Origin of the sequence: Streptomyces sp. NPDC047453, assembly GCF_040643155.1 — a bacterium.
Taxonomy (GTDB): domain Bacteria; phylum Actinomycetota; class Actinomycetes; order Streptomycetales; family Streptomycetaceae; genus Streptomyces.
Genome location: NZ_JBEYTS010000001.1, coordinates 77021 through 98876 on the forward strand (window position 1 = coordinate 77021; position 21856 = coordinate 98876).

General features: G+C 69.3%; 18 protein-coding genes and 2 tRNA genes. 17 read left to right on the forward strand and 3 right to left on the reverse strand.

Annotated features, from left to right (window positions below; translation table 11 throughout):
- The first annotated feature begins 80 nt into the window (after positions 1-80).
- Both ABZ818_RS00315 and ABZ818_RS00320 read left to right on the forward strand, forming a co-directional pair.
- The gene (locus ABZ818_RS00315; RefSeq protein WP_361408436.1) at positions 81-1259 is read left to right on the forward strand and encodes a PP2C family protein-serine/threonine phosphatase; all 1179 of its coding nucleotides are present in this window, start codon (positions 81-83) and stop codon (positions 1257-1259) included.
- Positions 1260-1301: 42 nt separating this feature from the next.
- Complete coding sequence (locus ABZ818_RS00320) at positions 1302-1754, forward strand: HD domain-containing protein (RefSeq protein ID WP_361409560.1); 453 nt, start codon at positions 1302-1304, stop codon at positions 1752-1754.
- Here ABZ818_RS00320 and ABZ818_RS00325 read toward each other — a convergent pair.
- Entirely contained in the window at positions 1744-2928 is a 1185-nt protein-coding gene (locus ABZ818_RS00325) for an acyltransferase family protein (protein ID WP_361408439.1), read from the reverse strand. The genes ABZ818_RS00320 and ABZ818_RS00325 overlap by 11 nt on opposite strands.
- Before the next feature lie 488 nt (positions 2929-3416).
- Between ABZ818_RS00325 and ABZ818_RS00330 the strand changes: the two genes are divergently transcribed.
- On the forward strand, positions 3417-3611 hold the full coding sequence (locus tag ABZ818_RS00330) for a hypothetical protein (protein WP_361408442.1): 195 nt from the start codon (positions 3417-3419) through the stop codon (positions 3609-3611).
- Between the two features lie 117 nt (positions 3612-3728).
- Here the strand turns inward: ABZ818_RS00330 and ABZ818_RS00335 are convergent.
- Positions 3729-3799: transfer RNA gene (locus ABZ818_RS00335), tRNA-Gly, on the reverse strand.
- A 176-nt stretch (positions 3800-3975) separates the two neighbouring features.
- Here ABZ818_RS00335 and ABZ818_RS00340 point away from each other — a divergent pair.
- The 5 genes from ABZ818_RS00340 to clpX all read left to right on the forward strand — a co-directional run bounded on the left by ABZ818_RS00340 (position 3976) and on the right by clpX (position 8773).
- Positions 3976-4052 (forward strand) — tRNA-Pro (locus ABZ818_RS00340).
- Between the two features lie 193 nt (positions 4053-4245).
- Entirely contained in the window at positions 4246-5661 is a 1416-nt protein-coding gene (gene tig / locus ABZ818_RS00345; RefSeq protein WP_361408444.1) for a trigger factor, read from the forward strand.
- Between the two features lie 248 nt (positions 5662-5909).
- Positions 5910-6515, forward strand: coding sequence for an ATP-dependent Clp protease proteolytic subunit (locus ABZ818_RS00350; RefSeq protein WP_172633231.1), 606 nt, complete (start codon positions 5910-5912; stop codon positions 6513-6515).
- A 131-nt stretch (positions 6516-6646) separates the two neighbouring features.
- A complete protein-coding gene (locus tag ABZ818_RS00355) occupies positions 6647-7327 on the forward strand; it encodes an ATP-dependent Clp protease proteolytic subunit (RefSeq protein ID WP_361408447.1) in 681 nt (226 codons plus the stop codon).
- A 159-nt stretch (positions 7328-7486) separates the two neighbouring features.
- Positions 7487-8773 (forward strand): ATP-dependent Clp protease ATP-binding subunit ClpX, encoded by a 1287-nt coding sequence (gene clpX / locus ABZ818_RS00360; protein ID WP_100566838.1) that lies wholly within the window; start codon positions 7487-7489, stop codon positions 8771-8773.
- Between the two features lie 96 nt (positions 8774-8869).
- On the opposite strand, the gene ABZ818_RS00365 is transcribed toward clpX, so the two are convergent.
- Positions 8870-9856 (reverse strand): hypothetical protein, encoded by a 987-nt coding sequence (locus ABZ818_RS00365; protein ID WP_361408451.1) that lies wholly within the window; start codon positions 9854-9856, stop codon positions 8870-8872.
- 137 nt (positions 9857-9993) lie between these two features.
- Here ABZ818_RS00365 and ABZ818_RS00370 point away from each other — a divergent pair, with 137 nt between their 5' ends.
- The 9 genes from ABZ818_RS00370 to rodA all read left to right on the forward strand — a co-directional run bounded on the left by ABZ818_RS00370 (position 9994) and on the right by rodA (position 21817).
- Positions 9994-12624: a valine--tRNA ligase gene (locus ABZ818_RS00370; protein WP_361408454.1), complete on the forward strand. Its 2631-nt coding sequence runs from the start codon at positions 9994-9996 to the stop codon at positions 12622-12624.
- 104 nt (positions 12625-12728) lie between these two features.
- Complete coding sequence (locus tag ABZ818_RS00375) at positions 12729-14246, forward strand: folylpolyglutamate synthase/dihydrofolate synthase family protein (RefSeq protein ID WP_361408457.1); 1518 nt, start codon at positions 12729-12731, stop codon at positions 14244-14246.
- 6 nt (positions 14247-14252) lie between these two features.
- Positions 14253-14615, forward strand: a complete 363-nt coding sequence (locus ABZ818_RS00380; protein ID WP_361408460.1) for a DUF4233 domain-containing protein — start codon at positions 14253-14255, stop codon at positions 14613-14615.
- 64 nt (positions 14616-14679) lie between these two features.
- Positions 14680-15093: a nucleoside-diphosphate kinase gene (gene ndk / locus ABZ818_RS00385; RefSeq protein WP_361408463.1), complete on the forward strand. Its 414-nt coding sequence runs from the start codon at positions 14680-14682 to the stop codon at positions 15091-15093.
- 313 nt (positions 15094-15406) lie between these two features.
- A complete protein-coding gene (locus ABZ818_RS00390; RefSeq protein ID WP_361408466.1) occupies positions 15407-16426 on the forward strand; it encodes a rod shape-determining protein in 1020 nt (339 codons plus the stop codon).
- A 162-nt stretch (positions 16427-16588) separates the two neighbouring features.
- Positions 16589-17530: a rod shape-determining protein MreC gene (gene mreC / locus ABZ818_RS00395; protein WP_361408469.1), complete on the forward strand. Its 942-nt coding sequence runs from the start codon at positions 16589-16591 to the stop codon at positions 17528-17530.
- A 14-nt stretch (positions 17531-17544) separates the two neighbouring features.
- Positions 17545-18222, forward strand: coding sequence for a rod shape-determining protein MreD (mreD, locus tag ABZ818_RS00400; RefSeq protein ID WP_361408472.1), 678 nt, complete (start codon positions 17545-17547; stop codon positions 18220-18222).
- Between the two features lie 71 nt (positions 18223-18293).
- A complete protein-coding gene (gene mrdA, locus ABZ818_RS00405) occupies positions 18294-20621 on the forward strand; it encodes a penicillin-binding protein 2 (protein WP_361408475.1) in 2328 nt (775 codons plus the stop codon).
- Positions 20618-21817, forward strand: a complete 1200-nt coding sequence (gene rodA, locus ABZ818_RS00410; protein ID WP_361408477.1) for a rod shape-determining protein RodA — start codon at positions 20618-20620, stop codon at positions 21815-21817. The genes mrdA and rodA overlap by 4 nt, the downstream gene beginning before the upstream one ends.
- The last annotated feature ends 39 nt before the right edge of the window (positions 21818-21856 follow it).

Below are 21856 nucleotides of genomic sequence, written 5' to 3' on the forward strand. Positions count from 1 at the left end.
TGTGAATCCGAGCCTCGGACGGGGGACAAGTGGGACCTCCCGTGCCAAGCGTCAGGTCCGATGGATAGGGTCCCCAACTAATGGCAGCAGGACGACAGCGGCGCGCGGAAGCCGAGACGTTCACGGCCCGGTTGAAGATGCAGTGGCACCGGGCCCGCGTCGGCGTGCGCAGAGCCGCCGTCGACTACTTCCGCGGGGACGGCTCGGACTGGATCGCGCTCGGCGGTCTGCTGCTGACCATCCCGCTGATCCTGGTGCTGACGCTCGCCAACTCGGTGTGGTTCTCCCCGGTCGCGCTGGTGCTGCCCATCGTCGCCGGCGGGCTGCTGCTGCGCCCGGCGAGCCTGCTCGGCCTGTACGCCGCCGCGGCCACGGCGCTGATCGTGGAGTCGGTGCGGCTGGGGCCGTACACGGAGGGCCCGTCCAGGGTGACCCCGGGCGTGGTGCTCGTGGTCGCCGCCTGCGGCTTCTTCGGGCTGATCATCGCCCAGTTCCGCAGCCGGGTCGGCGTGCCCTGGCGGCGCGGTGGCACCATGCTGTTCGACCTGCGCGAACGCATCCGCGTCCAGAGCAAGCTGCCGCACCTGCCCGGCAGCTGGCACCACGAGATGGCGCTGCGCCCGGCCGGCGGCCAGTCCTTCTCCGGTGACTTCGTGGTCGCCGCCCGTACGAACGGCGGCCGCACCCTGGAGGTCGTGCTCACGGACGTGTCCGGCAAGGGCATGGACGCGGGCTCGCGGGCGCTGCTGCTGTCGGGCGCGTTCGGCGGTCTGCTCGGCAGCCTGCCCCCGCACGCGTTCCTGCCCGCCGCCAACGGCTACCTGCTGCGCCAGGACTGGGACGAGGGCTTCGCGACCTCCATCCATCTGGTGCTGGACCTGGACTCCGGCGACTACGAGCTGTACTCCGCGGGGCACCCGCCGGGCCTCCAGCTCAGCGCGGGCAGCGGCCGCTGGGAGGAGAAGGCCGCCGAGGGCCCGCTCCTCGGCGTCTACGACGGCGCCCAGTTCGACCCGGTCAAGGGCTCCCTGCGCGCCGGAGACGTCCTGATGCTGTTCACCGACGGCCTGGTGGAGACGTCCGACCGCGACATCGTCGAGGGCATCGACCGCCTCACCGGCGAGGCCGACCGCTATGTCGCCGGCGGCTTCCACGGCGCCGCCTGGCACCTGATCGAAGCGGTGGCGAAGGACGTCAACGACGACCGCGCGCTGCTCCTGATCTGCCGCGAGGGCCCGACGGCCCTGGCGGCACGCTGACACACTGGACAGGTGACCGACACGCCTGGCACCCCGCGCACCATGTCCCCGGCCGAGGTCGAGACCGTCGCCCGGGCCGCTCACCAAAGTCAGACCGACAAGGCGGGCCGGCCCTACGCCGAGCACCTGCGGGCCGTCGCCGAGGGCGTACGGGCCCGGGGCGGTGACGACGAGCAGATCGCGGCGGCCTGGCTGCACGACTCCGTGGAGGACGGCGCCCTGTCCGAAGGGTGGCTGCGCGAGGCCGCGCTGAGCCGCCGTACGAAGGACATCGTGCTGGCGGTCACCAAGCGGGCGGGGGAGGACCCGGAGGCGTACGCGCGGCGGATCCTCGCCACGCCCGGCGCGCTCCTGGTGAAGGAGGCGGACCTGGCGCACAACGCCGACCCGGTCCGCCTCGCGGTCCTCGACGAGGCCACCCGCACCCGGCTGACCGGGAAGTACGCACGGATGCGCGCACTTCTCGGGCTCCCGGCCGGTCCTCTCAGGCGCTGACCGAGCCGGCCTTCTCCCACCGCGGCCGCTGTGCCTCCCGGCGCTCGCGGGTCTGATCGCCCGCGTCCTGCCGGAAGGCCCACTTCATCTCGGGCTCCATGACGCAGCGGAAGACCCGCCGCACGGGGCGCGTGCACAGCAGGGTGATGACCGTCGCCGCCAGGACGGTGACGAGGATCTCGCCGAGCGGACGGTGCAGCCAGGCGTGGTCGAACCAGCCCTGGAAGTCGGCGCCCTTGATGACGAAGCCGTGCAGCAGATAGCCGTACAGCGTGCCCGCGCCGAGCGCCGTGAACCACATCCGCCGCCCCGGCACCCAGGCGAAGAAGCAGGCGGTCAGCACCACCGAGCAGCCGAACAGCGCCAGCGTCATCACCGGGCCGGCCCACCAGGGAGCGCCCAGATCCTGCGCGGCGTCACGGTGGTAGAACCAGGAGGTGTTCATCCGCGGCGCCGCCCACCAGGCGGTGACCAGCGCCGCCGCGAACACCGGCACCGCCGCGATCCGCACCGAACGGCGGCGCACCAGCCGGAAGTGCTCGGCCTTCATCGACAGCCCCAGCACGAAGAACGGCAGGAACTGCAGTACCCGCTGAAGGTCCAGGTCGTTGCCGATGGCCGAGCTGGCCGATGCCAGCATGGCGATGACGAGCGCGAGCGGCAGCGGCCGGCGGACCAGTTTCCAGATGGGGGCGGTCAGCCGCCAGATGAACAGGGCGCACAGGAACCAGGTCAGGTACCAGGGGTCGAGGAGGCTGATGTCCTGTTCGGGGCTGTGGCCGGCGTAGCGCTTGAAGAGGGAGAGAGCGGTCTCGAAGACGATGTACGGAACCGCGACACCGGTGATCAGCCGCTTGAGCCGGTCGGGCCGGGCGTCGAAACTGCGCGAGAAGTAGCCGGAGATGACGATGAAGGCCGGCATGTGGAAGGTGTACACGAACATGTACAGGCTTCGCAGGACGCGGCTGTCGTCCATGAGCGGCGCCCAGGAGTGACCCGCTGCCACCAGCACGATCGCCAGGTATTTGGCGTTGTCGAAGAACGCGTCGCGCTGTGCGGCCGGTCTTCCGCCCGACTGGTCCGACCGGCGCGGACTCGGCACCCCGGGGGCCGGTGACTGTGCCGGAGGGAGCGGTGTTCTGTTCTGACCGGGGGACGAGGCAGCGTGGAACATCTGAGGCACCCTAGTGTTGTCCGCGGGGTTCCGTAAAAGCGCCGACGTCATACGCCGGTTATTCGCTGCGGCTACCCGGGATTTGACGAAGTCGGCATGCCTTCAAGGGTGATGGTCGACACATCGCACGTTCCCTTCATGCGGGCAGTCGCACCCTCAATGTCCGGACTCATCCTGATGAGTTGGTGCACGGGTTCACGTTCTGGGCGATGATTCGAATTCCTTGCGAACATAATGTGCAGGCGTGTAAAAGATCACGCTGAATTCCCTGCGGAGGCGGTGCGCCGAACGGCGCCGAATTGCCGTACGGATCAAGGTCGGAGAAGCGCCCCGCCCCAAGGGGCGCGGTCCCCGGAGCGAGTGGCGTGGCCGATGATGTGTCAGCCGCCGCATAGGGGAGCCGGGTTGGTGGCACGATGGTTCCAGCGGGGTGCGCGGGGCTGGCGTCCGCGGGCCGGGAGAGCGACCGACCGAGGGTGTGATCAGTTGTGGCCATTTCACTGTCAGTGGTGCTGATGTTGGCGATCATCCTGGTGGTGCTGCTCCGAGGGGGCTCCATCAAGGCGGGCCCGGCCATCGTCGCCATACTCTTCGGCTTCTTCCTCGCCTCCACCGGAATGGCGCCGTCCATCAACCGCTTCCTGAACTCGATAGCGCACACGATCAACTCGATCGGCTTCTGACGGCCAGGTGACGTGCCGCTGACCCGGCGGGATGGGGTGCGAGCAGTCCGTGTTCGTGGAAACGGCTCAGGGCCGGGTCGGAGGATCAATCCTCCGACCCGGCCCTGAGCCGTACAGAGCGGGCGACGGGAATCGAACCCGCGTAGCCAGTTTGGAAGACTGGGGCTCTACCATTGAGCTACGCCCGCACACAAGGCGCCGCTGGTCTGCCGACCGCGGCACACAAGGCATCGTAGCGGGTCGTGCGCCGTCGACGCACACTCCGTTCCCCCGAGGTCGCCGTTCGCGCCCGGCGCGCTCCCGGTGGTCGTGGAATGCGGCGTCCGCACTGCCTGCGGGCATGTACCCTACCTGTCGCACCAGACGGGGTGTGGCGCAGCTTGGTAGCGCGTCCGCTTTGGGAGCGGAAGGCCGTGGGTTCAAATCCCGCCACCCCGACCATCCGCCGGCCGCCGGTCGGCGTCACCACGCGTGATCGCCTTTGGGGGCGCGGAGTGGCTGCGGTTACTATGCAAACTGCGCGCCCGTGTGTCCGGTCCTGCTGGGCCTGCGAACTCCTCCGGGCGGGTCGAAATCCGCCGGACCCATCTGGCCCCGGCAGAATCCAAGCAGTCAGCCACAAGGAGACCGAACCGTGAAGAGCGCCGTGGAGACCCTGAACCCGACCCGGGTTCGGCTCACTGTCGAGGTGCCCTTCGAGGAGCTCAAGGACAGCCTCGACGCGGCGTACAAGAAGATCAACCAGCAGGTCACGGTGAAGGGCTTCCGCAAGGGCAAGATCCCGGCCCGCGTCATCGACCAGCGGTTCGGCCGCGGTGCGGTTCTCGAGGAGGCCGTCAACGACGCGCTGCCGAAGTTCTACACCGAGGCGGTCAACGAGGCGGAGCTGAACCCGCTGGGCCAGCCCGAGGTCGACATCACCGAGCTGAAGGACGGCGAGACGCTGAACTTCACCGCCGAGGTCGACGTCCGCCCGACCGTCGAGATCCCGGACTACTCCGGCATCGAGGTCGAGGTCGACGCCATCGAGGTCGCGGACGAGGACGTCGACAAGGCCGTCGAGCAGCTGCGCGAGCGCTTCGCCTCGACGAGCCCGGTCGAGCGCGCCGCCGAGGACGGCGACGTGGTCACCATCGACCTGGAGGCCAAGGTCGACGGCGAGGTGCTCGAGGACGGCGTTGCCAACGGCGTCTCCTACACCATCGGCTCCGGCGAGCTGCTGGACGGCATCGACGACGCCGTGAAGGGCCTGGAGGCCGGTGGCGAGGCCACCTTCACCTCCGAGCTCAAGGGCGGCTCCGCGGCCGGCAAGGAGGCCGAGGTCTCCGTCAAGGTCACCCAGGTCGCCGCGCGCGAACTGCCCGAGCTGGACGACGACTTCGCGCAGCTCGCCTCAGAGTTCGACACCCTCGAGGAGCTGCGCGCGGACAGCCGCAAGCGCCTGGAGAACATGAAGCAGTACGACCAGGCCACGCAGGCCCAGGAGCGCGTCCTGGACAAGCTGCTCGAGCTGGTCGAGGTCCCGGTCCCCGAGAAGCTGCTCGAGGACGAGATCAACACCCGCAAGCACAACCTGGAGCACCACCAGCTCGGCCAGATGGGCCTCACCCTCGACAAGTACCTGGAGATCCAGGGCAAGACCGCCGAGGAGTTCGAGACCGAGACCCGCGACGCCGCGGTCAAGGGCATCAAGACCCAGTTCGTCCTCGACGAGCTGGTCAAGACGGAGAAGCTCAACGTCAACCAGGAGGAGCTCACCGAGCACCTCATGCGGCGCGCCGCCTCCTCCGGCATGTCCCCCGACCAGTTCGCGCAGGCGGTCGTCGAGCAGAACCAGGTTCCGCTGCTGGTCGGCGAGGTCGCCCGCGGCAAGGCCCTGGCCGTCGTGGTCGAGGCCGCGACCGTGAAGGACACCAACGGCGAGATCGTCGACCTGGACGACGAAGAGGACGAGGCGGAGACTGCCGACGCCGACGCCGACGCCGACGCCGACGCCGACGCCGCCGCCGCCGAGGGCGAGGGCGAGGGCGAGGAGAAGGCCGAGGCCTGATCCGTACGGCATACGGATGCGCGCGGCGGGCGGGCCCCGGGTACGTTGGTGACCTGGGGCCCGTTCGCTTTTTCCGAAGGCCACGCGCTACGCCCCCGGCGAACACTCCCCTCAGCGGGATTCGCCGACGGGAGCCGCGCGTTAGGGTCCATGAGTACGGGGGCAGGGGAGTCCCCAGCCCCTGGCAGGAACACGTGAGACGGCCCGGCGCCGTCGTAAGACGAGCAGGTGGATACGTGACGAATCTGATGCCCTCCGCCGCCGGCGAGCCTTCCATCGGTGGTGGCCTCGGCGACCAGGTCTACAACCGGCTGCTCAACGAGCGGATCATCTTCCTCGGCCAGCCGGTCGACGACGACATCGCGAACAAGATCACCGCACAGCTGCTGCTCCTTGCCGCGGACCCGGACAAGGACATCTACCTGTACATCAACAGCCCCGGCGGCTCGATCACGGCCGGCATGGCTATCTACGACACCATGCAGTACATCAAGAACGACGTGGTGACCATCGCCATGGGCCTCGCGGCCTCGATGGGCCAGTTCCTGCTGAGCGCGGGCACCCCCGGCAAGCGCTTCGCGCTGCCGAACGCCGAGATCCTGATCCACCAGCCCTCCGCCGGTCTGGCCGGCTCGGCCTCGGACATCAAGATTCACGCCGAGCGGCTGCTGCACACCAAGAAGCGCATGGCCGAGCTGACCTCCTTCCACACCGGCCAGTCGGTCGAGCAGATCACCCGCGACTCCGACCGCGACCGCTGGTTCGACGCCCACGAGGCCAAGGAGTACGGCCTCATCGACGACGTCATCACCTCGGCCGCCGGCATGCCGGGCGGCGGCGGCACCGGGGCCTGAGCCGCTCCCACGGGGCCCACGAGGCCCCCTGAGCCGCTCCTGCGGAGTTCCCGGCCCCGTGCGGGCGTCCGAGACCTCCGCGCAGCCCAGCCAGCCCCAGCCGACCGCCCAGCCCCTTTCCAGGAGACACCGTGAACGACTTCCCCGGCAGCGGCCTCTACGACCGTACGCGTGCCGAGTACACCGGCCCCACGGCCGAGTCCCGTTATGTCATCCCGCGCTTCGTGGAGCGCACCTCCCAGGGCATCCGCGAGTACGACCCGTACGCGAAGCTCTTCGAGGAGCGCGTGATCTTCCTCGGCGTCCAGATCGACGACGCCTCCGCCAACGACGTCATGGCGCAGTTGCTGTGCCTGGAGTCGATGGACCCCGACCGGGACATCTCGGTCTACATCAACAGCCCCGGCGGTTCCTTCACGGCGCTGACCGCCATTTACGACACCATGCAGTTCGTGAAGCCCGACATCCAGACCGTGTGCATGGGCCAGGCCGCCTCGGCCGCCGCCGTCCTGCTGGCCGCGGGCACGCCGGGCAAGCGCATGGCGCTGCCCAACGCCCGGGTGCTGATCCACCAGCCGTACAGCGAGACCGGCCGCGGTCAGGTCTCCGACCTGGAGATCGCCGCCAACGAGATCCTCCGGATGCGTTCGCAGCTGGAGGAGATGCTGGCCAAGCACTCCAGCACGCCGATCGAGAAGATCCGTGAGGACATCGAGCGCGACAAGATCCTCACGGCCGAGGAGGCCCTCTCGTACGGGCTGATCGACCAGATCATCTCGACCCGGAAGATGAACAACGCGTCCGTCCGCTGACGGGAGGCAGTATCGTCTGCCACTCCTTGGCACGGTGCACGTCAAAGCGAACCGTGCCAAGGGGGGCCCGAACGAGGGGCCCGGCAAGGTACCGTCGACATAAGGCAGCACCAGGAGCCGCTGGACGTAGGCGTCTCCCAGGCGAAGGGGAAGCACACCGTGGCACGCATCGGTGACGGCGGCGATCTGCTCAAGTGCTCGTTCTGCGGCAAGAGCCAGAAGCAGGTCAAGAAGCTCATCGCAGGGCCCGGTGTGTACATCTGCGACGAGTGCATCGATCTCTGCAACGAGATCATCGAGGAGGAACTCGCGGAGACCAGCGAGGTGCGCTGGGAGGAACTGCCCAAGCCCCGCGAGATCTACGAGTTCCTGGACGGGTACGTCGTCGGCCAGGAGGCCGCGAAGAAAGCCCTGTCCGTCGCGGTGTACAACCACTACAAGCGCGTCCAGGCCGGCGAGAACGGCGGCGCGCAGGGCCGTGACGACGGCATCGAGCTCGCCAAGTCCAACATCCTTCTGCTGGGCCCCACGGGGTCCGGCAAGACCCTGCTGGCCCAGACGCTGGCCCGCATGCTGAACGTCCCGTTCGCCATCGCCGACGCCACGGCGCTGACGGAGGCGGGGTACGTCGGCGAGGACGTCGAGAACATCCTGCTGAAGCTGATCCAGGCGGCCGACTACGACGTCAAGAAGGCCGAGACCGGGATCATCTACATCGACGAGATCGACAAGGTCGCGCGGAAGAGTGAAAACCCGTCCATCACGCGGGATGTGTCGGGCGAGGGCGTCCAGCAGGCCCTGCTGAAGATCCTCGAGGGGACCACGGCCTCGGTTCCGCCCCAGGGCGGCCGCAAGCACCCCCACCAGGAGTTCATCCAGATCGACACGACGAACGTCCTGTTCATCGTGGGCGGCGCCTTCGCGGGCCTGGAGAAGATCATCGAAGGCCGGGCGGGTGCCAAGGGCATCGGCTTCGGTGCGACAATCCGTTCCAAGCGGGAGCTGGAGACCAAGGACCAGTTCGAGGACGTCATGCCCGAGGACCTGGTCAAGTTCGGCATGATCCCCGAGTTCATCGGCCGGCTGCCGGTGATCACCTCGGTCCACAACCTGGACCGCGAGGCACTCCTGAAGATCCTGGTCGAGCCGCGCAACGCGCTGGTCAAGCAGTACCAGCGCCTGTTCGAACTCGACGGCGTGGAGCTGGACTTCGAGCGCGAGGCCCTGGAGGCCATCGCCGACCAGGCCATCCTCCGCCAGACCGGCGCCCGCGGCCTGCGCGCCATCATGGAGGAGGTGCTCCAGGGCGTGATGTACGAGGTCCCGTCCCGCAAGGACGTGGCCCGCGTGGTCATCACGGCCGACGTCGTCCTCTCCAACGTCAACCCGACCCTGATCCCGCGCGACGCGCGCGGCCGCGGTCCGGGCGAGCAGAAGACGGCGTAACCGCCGCCGCGGGAGCGAGGACGCCGCACGCACGAGGAAGGGCCCCGGTCGACCGACCGGGGCCCTTCCTCATCTGGCGGATACCGGATGCCGGCGTCACGCCTTGACGCGCACGTCCTTGCGGAGCTTGGCCGCGGTCGCGGCCGCGTCCTCGAGGCTGCTCGCCTTGCCGGTCATGGCGGATGCGAAGTCGACCGCCATCACCAGTCCGAGGGTGCTGTGGTCCCCCCAGATGCAGACCGGCATCGTCATGTCCTTGGGGCCGCCGGCCGTGCTGCCCGACGTGCCCAGGCCGACCTTGATCTCCTGGCACTTGAGGACGGCGCCGTCCAGGCCGCTCGGGCTGTACGCCTTCGGGCTGCCGAGGAGCTCTCCGCCGTCGCTCTTGTCCTTCTCGGCGTTCTTCTTCATGTCCGCGAACATGTTGTCGACGGCCTTCTCGGGGTCGTCGATGGTGCCGTAGACGCCGCCGAAGGTGACCTGCTTCATGGCGAGCGGGTTGCTCTTGTCCCCGGACTGGTAAGTGGCGCTGACGTCCTTCGGGCTCTTCACGCCCCAGCTCTCGGCGTCCTTCAGGTCCGACTTGGACATGCCGTCGTTCCCGGAGCCCTCGGCCTTCTTGTACTGGCCGTCGAGAACCGTCGCCGGCGTGATCAGCTTGTGCGGGCCGTCGTCCGCGACGCTGGAGCCGCCGCCCCCGTCCATCAGGAAGTACACGCCCGCCGCGATCACCGCGATCACCACGACGACCGCCACCACGCCGATGATCAGGCCCGTCTTCTTGCCGCCACCGGAGGCCGGGGGCTGCGGGAAGCCGCCCTGGGGAGGCTGCTGGCCGTACGGGGGCTGCTGTCCGTAAGGAGGCTGCTGGCCGTAGGGGCCCTGCTGGGGCGGGACGCCCGGGGCCTGCTGCGGGTAGCCGTAACCGGGTTGTGGCTGGGCGGGAGGGGCCTGCTGGGGGTAGCCGTAGCCGGGCTGGGCGGGCGGTCCCTGCGGCGGCTGCTGGCCGTAGGGGCCCGGCTGGCCGTACGGCCCGGGCTGCTGGGGCTGCCCGCCGTACGGGCCCGGCTGGTTGTTGCTCATTTCCTGGGTTCCCCTCCAGATGCTTATGTGTCCCTGACATCCTGGCCCAGGTACGGCGATGCCATGTCGTCGGGGTCGCCACCGTTACGAAACAAATGCGGTTCGGGACAGCGCCGTGACGCCTCTAAACTGACCCCGTGACCGAAAACGCTCAGCAGCAGCCACCAGCGCCCGACACCGAACTGCCGACCCAGTACGCGCCGGCCGACGTAGAGGGGCCGCTGTACGAGCGCTGGGTAGAGCGGGGTTACTTCGAGGCGGACGAGAAGAGCGACAAGCCGCCGTTCACCGTCGTCATCCCGCCGCCGAACGTCACCGGCTCGCTCCACCTGGGGCACGCCTTCGAGCACACGCTCATCGACGCCCTCACGCGCCGCAAGCGCATGCAGGGTCACGAGACGCTGTGGCAGCCCGGCATGGACCACGCAGGCATCGCCACCCAGAACGTCGTCGAGCGCGAACTCGGCAAGGAGGGCAAGTCCCGGCACGACCTCGGCCGCGAGGCCTTCGTCGACCGCGTCTGGCAGTGGAAGAACGAGTCCGGCGGGCAGATCTCCGGCCAGATGCGCCGCCTCGGCGACGGCGTCGCCTGGTCGCGTGAGCGCTTCACCATGGACGAAGGGCTGTCGCAGGCCGTTCAGACCATCTTCAAGCGGCTCCACGACGACGAACTCATCTACCGCGCCGAGCGCATCATCAACTGGTGCCCCCGGTGCCTGACCGCCATCTCCGACATCGAGGTCGAGTACCAGGACGACGACGGCGAGCTCGTCTCGATGAAGTACGGCGACGGGGACGACACCATCGTCGTCGCCACCACCCGTGCCGAGACCATGCTCGGTGACACCGCCGTCGCCGTTCACCCCGACGACGAGCGCTACCGCCACCTCGTCGGCAAGCTCATCAAGCTGCCGCTCACCGACCGTTCGATCCCGGTCGTCGCGGACGAGCACGTCGACCCCGAGTTCGGCACCGGCGCCGTCAAGGTCACCCCGGCCCACGACCCGAACGACTTCGAGATCGGCCGGCGCCACGACCTGCCCGCCATCACCGTGATGGACGAGCACGCCGTCATCACCGTCCACGGCCCCTTCCAGGGCCTGGACCGCTTCGAGGCCCGCTCCGCCATCGTCGGCGCGCTGCGCGCCGAGGGCCGGATCGTCGCCGAGAAGCGTCCGTACGTCCACTCCGTCGGCCACTGCTCGCGCTGCAAGACCACCGTCGAGCCGCGCCTGTCCATGCAGTGGTGGGTCAAGGTCGGTCCGCTGGCCAAGGCCGCCGGCGACGCCGTCCGGGACGGCCGCGTCAAGATCCATCCGCAGGAGATGGAGAAGCGGTACTTCGACTGGGTCGACAACCTCCACGACTGGTGCATCTCACGGCAGTTGTGGTGGGGCCACCGCATCCCCGTCTGGTACGGGCCGAACGGCGAGGTCGTCTGCGTCGGCCCCGACGAGCAGCCGCCCGGCACCGAGGCCGAGGGCTGGAAGCAGGACACCGACGTCCTCGACACCTGGTTCTCCTCCGGCCTGTGGCCGTTCTCCACCCTCGGCTGGCCCGAGCAGACCGAGAGCCTCGCGAAGTTCTACCCGAACTCCGTCCTGGTCACCGGCTACGACATCCTCTTCTTCTGGGTCGCCCGGATGATGATGTTCGGCCTGTACGCGATGGACGGCACCCCGCCGTTCCACACCATCGCCCTGCACGGCATGGTCCGCGACCAGTTCGGCAAGAAGATGTCGAAGTCCTTCGGCAACGCGGTCAATCCGCTGGACTGGATGGACAAGTACGGCTCCGACGCTCTCCGGTTCACCCTGGCCCGCGGCGCCAACCCCGGTGTCGACGTGCCGATCGGCGAGGACTGGGTCCAGGGCTCGCGCAACTTCGCCAACAAGATCTGGAACGCCACCCGTTTCGCGCTGATGAACGGCGCGACGGTGGACGGTCCGCTGCCGGACGCCTCGAAGATGTCGGCGACCGACCGCTGGATCCTGTCCCGGCTGAACTCGGTCGTCGCCGAAGTCGACGCGTACTACGAGGACTTCCAGTTCGCCAAGCTGTCGGACACGCTGTTCCACTTCGCCTGGGACGAGGTCTTCGACTGGTACGTCGAGCTGTCCAAGACGACGTTCCAGGCGGGCGGCGAGCCGGCCGAGGTCTCCAAGCGCGTCCTGGGCGAGGTCCTGGACGTCACGCTGAAGCTGCTGCACCCGGTGGTCCCGTTCGTCACGGAGACGCTGTGGACGACGCTGACGGGCGGCGAGTCCGTCGTCATCGCCGAGTGGCCGACCGACAGCGGCTTCCGGGACGCGGCCGCCGAGCGGGAGATCGAGACCCTCCAGTCCGTGATCACCGAGGTGCGCCGGTTCCGCGCCGACCAGGGGCTCCAGCCGGGCCAGCGCGTCCCGGCCCGCCTGGTCCTTGACGGTACGGCGCTGGCCACGCACGAGCCGGCCATCCGGCAGCTCCTGCGGCTTCAGCCGGAGGGCGACGGCTTCACCGCCACGGCGACGCTGCCGGTCGCGGGTGTCGAGGTCGCGCTGGACCTGTCCGGGGCGATCGACGTCGCCGCGGAGCGCAAGCGGCTGGCGAAGGATCTGGCGGCCGCGGAGAAGGAGAAGGCCCAGGCGAACGGCAAGCTCGGCAACGAGGCGTTCCTGGCGAAGGCGCCCGACCAGGTGGTCGAGAAGATCCGTACGCGGCTGGCCAAGGCCGAGGAGGACATCACACGGATCGCGGCACAGCTGGAGCGGCTGCCGCAGGGCTAGTACGCCGCCTGCGGGCGCATTCCACGGTAACGACGGCCCCCGGAGTCACGCGACTCCGGGGGCCTTCGCCCAGAATGTCGGCGGCCCTCCGTACACTTGGGCCCGTGAGTGAGTTCCCCCCGGACAGCAGCGGCCAGCCAGACCCTCTCGACACCTTCGACGAGATCATCGCCACGGAGACCGAGCGCGACCCCGATCTCGCGGTCATCGAGGCCGGCAGCCGCACCCTGCGGACCCAGGGCGGTCCGTCGCAGGCGGACGTACCCGGGCGCCCGGAGGACCCCGAGGTCGACAAGGCGCTGCGCGAGGTCGAGGGCGAGCTGGCCACCCGCTGGGGTGAGACCAAGCTGGAGCCCTCGGTCAGCCGGATCGCCGCGCTGATGGACGTCCTGGGCGAGCCGCAGCGGTCGTACCCCTCCATCCACATCACCGGCACCAACGGCAAGACCTCCACCGCCCGCATGATCGAGGCCCTGCTCGGCGCCTTCGAACTGCGCACCGGCCGGTACACCTCCCCGCACGTGCAGTCGATCACCGAGCGGATCAGCCTGGACGGCGCCCCGATCTCCGCCGAGCGGTTCGTCGAGACGTACCACGACATCAAGCCGTACGTGGAGATGGTCGACGCCTCGCAGGAGTACCGGCTGTCCTTCTTCGAGGTGCTGACCGGCATGGCGTACGCCGCCTTCGCCGACGCGCCGGTCGACGTGGCCGTCGTGGAGGTCGGGATGGGCGGCAGCTGGGACGCCACGAACGTCATCGACGGTGACGTGGCCGTGGTGACCCCCATCGACCTGGACCACACCGACCGCCTGGGCGGCACGCCCGGCGAGATCGCCGGGGAGAAGGCCGGCATCATCAAGCAGGACGCCACGGTGATCATGGCCCAGCAGCCGGTGGACGCCGCGCAGGTGCTGCTGAAGAAGGCCGTGGAGGTCGACGCGACGGTCGCCCGCGAGGGGCTGGAGTTCGGTGTCGTGGCCCGCCGGGTGGCCGTGGGCGGGCAGCTGCTGACCCTGCGCGGCCTGGGCGGCGACTACACCGAGGTGTACCTGCCGCTGCACGGCGCCCATCAGGCGCACAACGCCGCCGTGGCGCTCGCCGCCGTCGAGGCGTTCTTCGGCGTCGGCGCGCAGCGCGCCCAGCCGCTGGACGTGGACACCGTGCGCAAGGCGTTCGCGTCCGTCGCCTCGCCGGGCCGGATGGAGGTCGTGCGGCGCTCGCCGACCGTGGTGCTGGACGCCGCGCACAACCCGGCGGGCGCGCGGGTGACCGCCGACGCGATCCGGGAGGCGTTCGACTTCAGCCGGCTGATCGGGGTGGTCGGGGCCAGCGGCGACAAGAACGTGCGCGGTCTGCTGGAGGCCTTCGAGCCGATCTTCGCGGAGATCGTGGTCACGCAGAACTCCAGCCACCGCGCGATGGACGCCGACGAGCTGGCCGGGCTCGCCGTGGAGGTGTTCGGCGAGGACCGGGTCCAGGTCGAGCCGCGGCTGCCGGACGCGCTGGAGGCCGCGATCACGCTCGCCGAGGAGGAGGGCGAGTTCGCCGGCGGCGGTGTGCTCGTCACCGGCTCCGTCATCACCGTCGGTGAGGCCCGACTGCTCCTGGGGAGGGGCTGACTTCTCGTGCGTACGCTGTGTTCCTCGACCCTGATCGGCGAGTTCTTCGTCATCGGCTTCGCCGCGCTGGTCGCGATGAAGGACCCCGGCCTGTCCATGGCGGCCGTGTGGACGGTCAGCGGCATCGCGATGCTGCTGTGCCTGCTGCTGTGCGGTGTGGTGACCCGGCCCGCCGGTGTGGTCCTCGGCTGGGTGCTCCAGTTCGCGCTGATCGCGTCCGGCGTGGTGGTGCCGATGATGTACTTCCTCGGCGCGGTCTTCGCGGCGCTGTGGTGGGCGTCGGTGCACTTCGGGCGGAAGATCGAGGAGGCGAAGGCCAGGTTCGCGGCCCAGGCCGCCGAGGTCGGCCCTCCGGCTGACGCTGCGTGACAGGTGCGGCGACACGCCCTGTAACCTCGTCCCACCGCACATCTGCCAGGAGAAGGAGCCACCCGTGACTCAGCGCACCCTCGTCATCCTCAAGCCCGACGCCGTCCGTCGTGGCCTGACCGGCGAGATCATCAGCCGTATCGAGCGCAAGGCCGGCTGGCAGATCACCGCGCTGGACCTGCGCGCCCTGGACACGGAGACCCTGGAGCAGCACTACGGCGAGCACAAGGGCAAGCCCTTCTACGAGCCGCTGATGGTGTTCATGGCCTCCGGCCCGGTCGTGGTCATGATCGTCGAGGGTGAGCGGGTCATCGAGGGCGTGCGCGCGCTGGCCGGCCCGACCGACCCGATCGCCGCCGCCCCGGGTTCGATCCGCGGCGACTACGGCGTGATCGTCCGGGAGAACCTGATCCACGCCTCCGACTCCGAGGAGTCCGCCGAGCGCGAGGTGAAGATCTTCTTCCCGGGCCGCGGCTGACCCCCGAGCGCCCTCTCCGACCCGGCCGAGCTGATGCCCCGTCATCTCGGCCGTCCGCCTGACCTGGGCGGCCGCACGAACCCGGCCGCCCGGTGGCATACGGGGTGCCGATCGGGGGAACGAGTGCCCCCGATGGACCGTCTCCAGAAGCGAGGCGGTACGCCATCTGCTGACAATGGCGAAGACCCTCGCGCAGTGTTCGTGCAGGCGCGTCTACGATGGAAGCCTTCACGTCACAGCACCCACCTCGCCGTACCTGAACTGCCGTCAAACGCTCCCAGGGAAGGCCAGACGAATCCTGATGGGGAACTCAATGTCGTTCATCGGCCGTGACATGGCTGTCGACCTCGGGACCGCCAACACGCTGGTGTACGTCAGGGGTCGCGGGATCGTACTCAACGAGCCGTCCGTCGTCGCGATCAACACCAACACCGGTGGGATCCTAGCGGTCGGCGCCGAGGCGAAGAAGATGATCGGGCGCACGCCGGGCAACATCGTCGCCGTGCGTCCGCTCAAGGACGGCGTGATCGCGGACTTCGAGATCACCGAGCGGATGCTCCGCTACTTCATTCTGAAGATCCACAAGCGGCGGTATCTGGCTCGTCCGCGCGTCGTCGTCTGCGTGCCCTCCGGTATCACCGGCGTCGAGCGCCGCGCCGTCATCGAGGCCTCGTCCCAGGCCGGCGCACGCCAGGTGCACATCATCGAGGAGCCGATGGCCGCGGCCATCGGCTCCGGCCTGCCGGTCCACGAGGCCACGGGCAACATGGTGGTGGACATCGGCGGCGGCACCACGGAGGTCGCGGTCATCTCGCTCGGCGGCATCGTCACCGCCCAGTCCATCCGCGTCGCGGGCGACGAGCTGGACAACGCCATCATCCAGCACGTCAAGAAGGAGTACTCGCTCCTGCTGGGTGAGCGGACGGCCGAACAGATCAAGCTCACGATCGGTTCGGCGTACGACCTCGACTCCGACGAGCACACCGAAATCCGCGGCCGGGACCTCGTGTCCGGGCTGCCGAAGACCGTCGTCATCTCGGCAGCCGAGGTGCGCAAGGCGATCGAGGAACCGGTCAACGCGATCGTCGACGCGGTCAAGACCACCCTCGACAAGTGCCCGCCGGAGCTGTCCGGCGACATCATGGACCGCGGAATCGTTCTGACCGGCGGCGGAGCACTGCTGCGCGGCCTGGACGCGCGGCTGCGCAGTGAGACCGGCATGCCGATCCACATCGCCGAGGACCCGCTGGACAGCGTGGCGCTCGGCTCGGGCAAGTGCGTCGAGGAGTTCGAGGCACTCCAGCAGGTCCTGGACGCCCAGCCCCGCAGATGACACAACTCAGCGACTCCGCCGTACGAGATGATCTTTTCTCGTGCGGCGGATCGTTGATATAGAGGCATAAGCACCCGCAAACGGGCCCCTTGGGATCGCGCGCGCAGACCGCGCTTCGACGGGGCCACCCGGTTCCTATGAGGAAGGGCACGGCCGCCGCACGTGAGGGACACGAAAGAGAGCCGGCTGCTCCTGGTGCTGCTGATCGCCATCGCGTTCGCGCTGATCACGGTGGACATCCGCGGCGGGGAGAACTCCCCGGTGGACGGTGCCCGGCAGGCCGCCGCCGCCGTCTTCGGCCCGATCGAGAACGGCGTGTCGGCCGCGGTGGACCCGGTCGGCAACGCGGTCTCCGCGGTTCGCGACTCCGGCGAGCGCCACGACCGGCTCGCCGCGCTGGAGAAGGAGAACGCCGCCCTCAAGGCCGAACTCGGCAGCGACGACCGCAAACGCAGCCGCCTCACCCAGCTGAACAAGATGCTGAAGCTGGCCGGCGACGGCCAGTACGGCATCAAGGGCGCCCAGGTCATCGCCATAGGGGCGGCCCAGGGCTTCTCCTGGACCATCACGATCGACGCCGGCGCCGACGACGGCATCCAGCGCGACATGACCGTCCTCAACGCCGATGGACTGGTCGGCCGTGTCACCACCGTGGGCCCCAGCACCTCCACCGTGCTGCTCGCCAGCGACCCCGACTTCACCGTCGGCACCCGCATGGAGGGCAGCGACGAACTCGGCTTCGCCTCCGGCCAGGGCGACCGGCCGCTGCGCGTGCAACTCCTCAACGGCAAGGCGGACGTGAAGAAGGGCGACCGCATGGTGACCTTCGGCTCCCAGGCCGACCGGCCCTTCGTGCCGGGCGTCCCGGTCGGTGTCGTCTCCCGCGTCGACCCCTCCGGCGGCGACCTGACCCGCACCGTCTACGTCACGCCGTTCGCCGGCTTCACCAAGCTCGACGTCGTCGGCGTCGTCGTCCAGGCCCCGAAGAAGGACCCGCGCGACGAGGTCCTGCCACCGAAGCCCAAGCCGACCCCGACGCCCACGGTGACCGTGACGGTCACCCCGTCCGCCGACGCCTACGCCAACGACTATCCGCAGCAGTAGGAGCTTCACGTCCCATGCGCCCCAACCGGATCCTGCTCTCCACCGCGCTGGTCGTCGTCGCCCTGGTGATCCAGGTGAGCGTCCTGTCCCGGCTGCACCTGCCCGGAGCCGTCCCCGACCTGCTGCTGCTCACCGTCCTCGGCCTGGCCATGGTCTACGGCCACGTCGGCGGCGCCCTGGTCGGCTTCGGCGCCGGACTGCTCGCCGACATCGCCCCGCCCGCCGACCACGCCGCCGGCCGCTACGCCCTCGTGCTGTGCGTCATCGGCTACCTCGCCGGACTCATCAAGCCCGAGACCGGCCAGGTCAAGTCGGCCACCGGCCCCATGGCCGTGGTGGTGGCCGCCGCCATCGGCTCCACGCTGCTGTACGCGGGCGTCGGCGCCCTCGTCGGCGACACCGCCGCCCGCCATGTCGGCCTGGGCGGACTACTGCTGACGGCCGCCGTGTACGACCTGCTGCTCGCGCCCTTCGTCGTGCCCGGGATCATGTGGCTGGCCAGGCGCGCGGAGAACGATCCGCTCGCCGAGTCCGGCTCCGTCGCCAAGAAGGCCGACATCTCCTCCGGCTGGCTCTCCTCCGGCACCGGACTGAGTATCGGCGGCCGCCGCGGGGCGCTCGGCAGCCTGAAGGCCAAGGCCCGCACCCGCTCCACCCGGGTCGGCCGCATCAAGGGGGTCAAGCGGCTGTGACAGCACGGCAGTCGGCCGCCCTGCCGGCCGCACAGGTCCGTTACACGCACTGAGAGGGGGAGGCAGCACCCGTGACCAACATCCCTGAGACCGGCCGGACCCCACGCGTCCAGACCCGGCTCGTCGTCATCCAGATCCTCGTCCTCTCCCTGCTCGGCACGCTCGGCGGCCGGCTGTGGTACCTCCAGATCCGCGAGGGCGCCCACTACCAGAAGGAGGCCTCCGGCAACCACGTCCAGCAGGTCGTCCAGCCCGCCGTGCGCGGCTCCATCCTGGACGCCCGCGGTGTGCCGCTCGCCGACAACGAGACCCGGCTGGTGGTCTCCGCCTCCCGCACCGACCTGCTCAAGCAGAAGGACGACGGCAAGGCGGTCCTCACCAAGCTCGCCGCCGTCCTCGGCATGGACGCCGACGAGGTCATGCAGAAGGTCCGGCTGTGCGACGCCAAGACCCCACAGCCCTGCTGGAACGGCTCGCCGTACCAGCCCATCCCCGTCACCGACGAGGCCACACCGCGCCAGGCCCTGCAGATCCGCGAACGCGCCGAGGACTTCCCCGGCATCACCGCCGAACCCGCGGCCGTGCGTCGCTACACCGGGCCCGGCAAGTCCAACTCCGCGCAGGTCCTCGGCTACCTCTCACCGGTCACCGACGACGAGATCCAGAAGGCCAAGGACACCGACTCGCCCTACCTGCGCTCCGACATGGTCGGCCGCTCCGGCCTCGAACGGCAGTACGACCGGGAGTTGCGCGGCAAGGCCGGCGTCACCCGCTACGAGGTCGACAACCTCGGCCGCGTCATCGGCAAGTCCAAGGCGGACGCCGCCGAATCCGGCTCCAGCCTGGTCACCAGCATCGACTCCCGCGTCCAGCGGATCGCCGAGTACGAGCTGGACAAGGCGATGAAGGCCGCCCGGACCCAGTGGGACAAAAACACCGAGACGAACTACAAGGCCGACTCCGGGGCCGTCGTCGTGATGGAGGCCAAGACCGGCCGTGTCGTCGCCATGGCGTCCGCCCCCACGTACGACCCGAACGTCTGGGTCGGCGGCATCTCCGCCAAGGACTACAAGGCGCTCACCGGCAAGGACTCCGACTACCCGCTGCTCAACCGGGCCATCCAGGGGCAGTCCGCGCCCGGCTCGACCTTCAAGGTGGTCTCCACGGCCGCCGCGGTCGAGGCCGGCTACGACTTCAACGGCAACTACCCGTGCACCAGCTCCTACTCGGTCGGCGGCCAGGTCTTCAAGAACTTCGAGGGGGAGAGCTTCGGCCCGATCTCACTCGGCCGGGCCCTGGAGGTCTCCTGCGACACCGTCTTCTACTACCTCTCGGACAACGAGTGGAAGAAGGACGGCGGCATCAACCCCAAGAAGGGCAAGCCGAAGGACTACTTCTACAAGGCCGCCCACCAGTTCGGCCTCGGCAAGGAGACCGGCATCGACCTGCCCAACGAGGTCTCCGGCCGCGTCCCCGACCGCCAGTGGAAGCAGCGGTACTGGGAGGCCAACAAGGACGCCTGGTGCAAGACCGGCAAGAAGGACGGCAGCTACGTCGAGAAGATCGCCTACGAGAACTGCCTCGAGGGCAACAGACTGCGCGAGGGCGACTCGATCAACTACTCCATCGGCCAGGGCGACACCCTCCTCACCCCCATCCAGGAGGCCGTCATCTACGGGGCGATCTCCAACGGCGGCACCATGTACACCCCGACCATCGGCAAGGCGATCGTCAGCCCCGACGGCAAGCACGTCACCGAGATCAAGCCGAAGTCCCACGGCAAGCTGCCCATCACCAAGGCCACCCGCGACATGATGGACCAGGCCCTGGCCGGCGTGGCCACCCGCGGTACCGCCGCCTGGAAGTTCGCCGGCTGGCCGCAGGACAAGATCCCGCTGCACGCCAAGACCGGTACCGCCGAGGTCTACGGCAAGCAGACCACCTCCTGGCTGGCCACCTACACCAAGGACTACACGGTCATCATGACCATCGCCCAGGCCGGTACCGGCTCGGGCGCCTCCGGTGAGGCCGTCCGCAACATCTACAGCGCCATGTACGGCGTCCAGGCCGACGGCTCCATCGACAACAAGAAGGCCCTGCTGGGCACCCCGCAGAAGAGCCTGCCGCAGATCCGGCCCGACGGTTCGATCGCCGCCCCGAAGATCCCCGCCGACCCGGCCAAGGACCAGGAGGAGATCGCCAAGCAGGCCGCCGAGCAGGCCGGGCAGGGTGGTATCGCGCCGAACGACCAGCAGGACGGCACCACGGCGAACGACCAGCAGGGCGGCGCCGCACCGAACGACCAGCAGCCGCCGGCGACCACCGCCTCGCCCCCCACAGGCAACAGCAACACCCGCAGGCGCCAGCGCCGAAGGGGAAGCCGGAGGATGACCGCATGACCGGCGCGAACAGCTTCTCCATCTCCGGATACGGCCCCGAACGCGGCGGCTGGACACGGGTCTTCGCCCGCGACTCGGCTGCCCGTCGGCTCGACTGGCCGATAGTGTTCTGCGCGCTGGCGCTGTCCGCGATCGGCGCCGCCCTGGTCTACTCCGCCACCCGCAACCGCACCGGCATCAACCAGGGCGACCCGTACTACTTCCTGGTCCGTCACCTCATGAACACCGGCATCGGGTTCGCCCTGATGATCGGCACCGTCTGGCTCGGCCACCGCACCCTGCGCAACGTCGTGCCCATCCTGTACGGGCTCTCGGTCCTCGGGGTGCTGCTGGTGCTCACCCCGCTCGGCGCCACCATCAACGGCAACCGCAACTGGATCGTCCTCGGCGGCGGCTTCTCCCTCCAGCCCTCCGAGTTCGTGAAGGTCACGATCATCCTGGGCATGGCGATGCTGCTCGCGGCCAGGGTCGACGCGGGCGACAAGATGTACCCCGACCACCGCACGGTCCTTCAGGCGCTCGGCCTGGCCGCCGTACCGATCTCGGTCGTGCTGCTCATGCCCGACCTCGGCACGGTCCTGGTCCTGCTGACCATCATCCTGGGCGTGCTGCTCGCCTCCGGCACCTCCAACCGCTGGGTCTTCGGCCTGCTCACCGCGGGTGTCGTGGGCTGCATCGCCGTCTGGCAGTTGCACATCCTGGACGAGTACCAGATCAACCGGTTCGCCGCCTTCGCCAACCCCAGCCTCGACCCGGCCGGCGTCGGCTACAACACCAACCAGGCCCGTATCGCGATCGGCTCCGGCGGCCTGTCCGGCGCGGGTCTCTTCCACGGCTCCCAGACCACCGGCCAGTTCGTCCCCGAACAGCAGACCGACTTCGTCTTCACGGTCGCGGGCGAGGAACTCGGCTTCCTCGGCGCCGGCCTGATCATCCTGCTGCTCGGCATCGTGCTCTGGCGCGCCTGCCGTATCGCCCGCGAGACGACCGAGCTGTACGGCACCATCGTCGCCGCCGGAATCGTCGCCTGGTTCGCCTTCCAGTCCTTCGAGAACATCGGCATGACCCTGGGCATCATGCCGGTCACCGGCCTGCCCCTGCCCTTCGTCTCCTACGGCGGCTCGTCGATGTTCGCGGTCTGGGTGGCCGTCGGACTGCTCCAGTCGATCAGAATGCAGCGGCCCATGTCGGCGTAGCGGCGGTGACCTGCGCCCGGACCCCTGCCGCCGGGGCCG

What these genes read in the sequence shown, in the direction of transcription:
- ABZ818_RS00315 (WP_361408436.1), top strand. Translation starts at nt 81, where the DNA reads ATGGCAGCAGGACGACAGCGGCGCGCGGAAGCCGAGACGTTCACGGCC.
- ABZ818_RS00320 (WP_361409560.1), top strand. Translation starts at nt 1,302, where the DNA reads ATGTCCCCGGCCGAGGTCGAGACCGTCGCCCGGGCCGCTCACCAAAGT.
- ABZ818_RS00325 (WP_361408439.1), bottom strand. Translation starts at nt 2,928, where the DNA reads ATGTTCCACGCTGCCTCGTCCCCCGGTCAGAACAGAACACCGCTCCCT.
- ABZ818_RS00350 (WP_172633231.1), top strand. Translation starts at nt 5,910, where the DNA reads ATGCCCTCCGCCGCCGGCGAGCCTTCCATCGGTGGTGGCCTCGGCGAC.
- ABZ818_RS00365 (WP_361408451.1), bottom strand. Translation starts at nt 9,856, where the DNA reads ATGAGCAACAACCAGCCGGGCCCGTACGGCGGGCAGCCCCAGCAGCCC.
- ABZ818_RS00390 (WP_361408466.1), top strand. Translation starts at nt 15,407, where the DNA reads ATGTCGTTCATCGGCCGTGACATGGCTGTCGACCTCGGGACCGCCAAC.
- mreD (WP_361408472.1), top strand. Translation starts at nt 17,545, where the DNA reads ATGCGCCCCAACCGGATCCTGCTCTCCACCGCGCTGGTCGTCGTCGCC.
- rodA (WP_361408477.1), top strand. Translation starts at nt 20,618, where the DNA reads ATGACCGGCGCGAACAGCTTCTCCATCTCCGGATACGGCCCCGAACGC.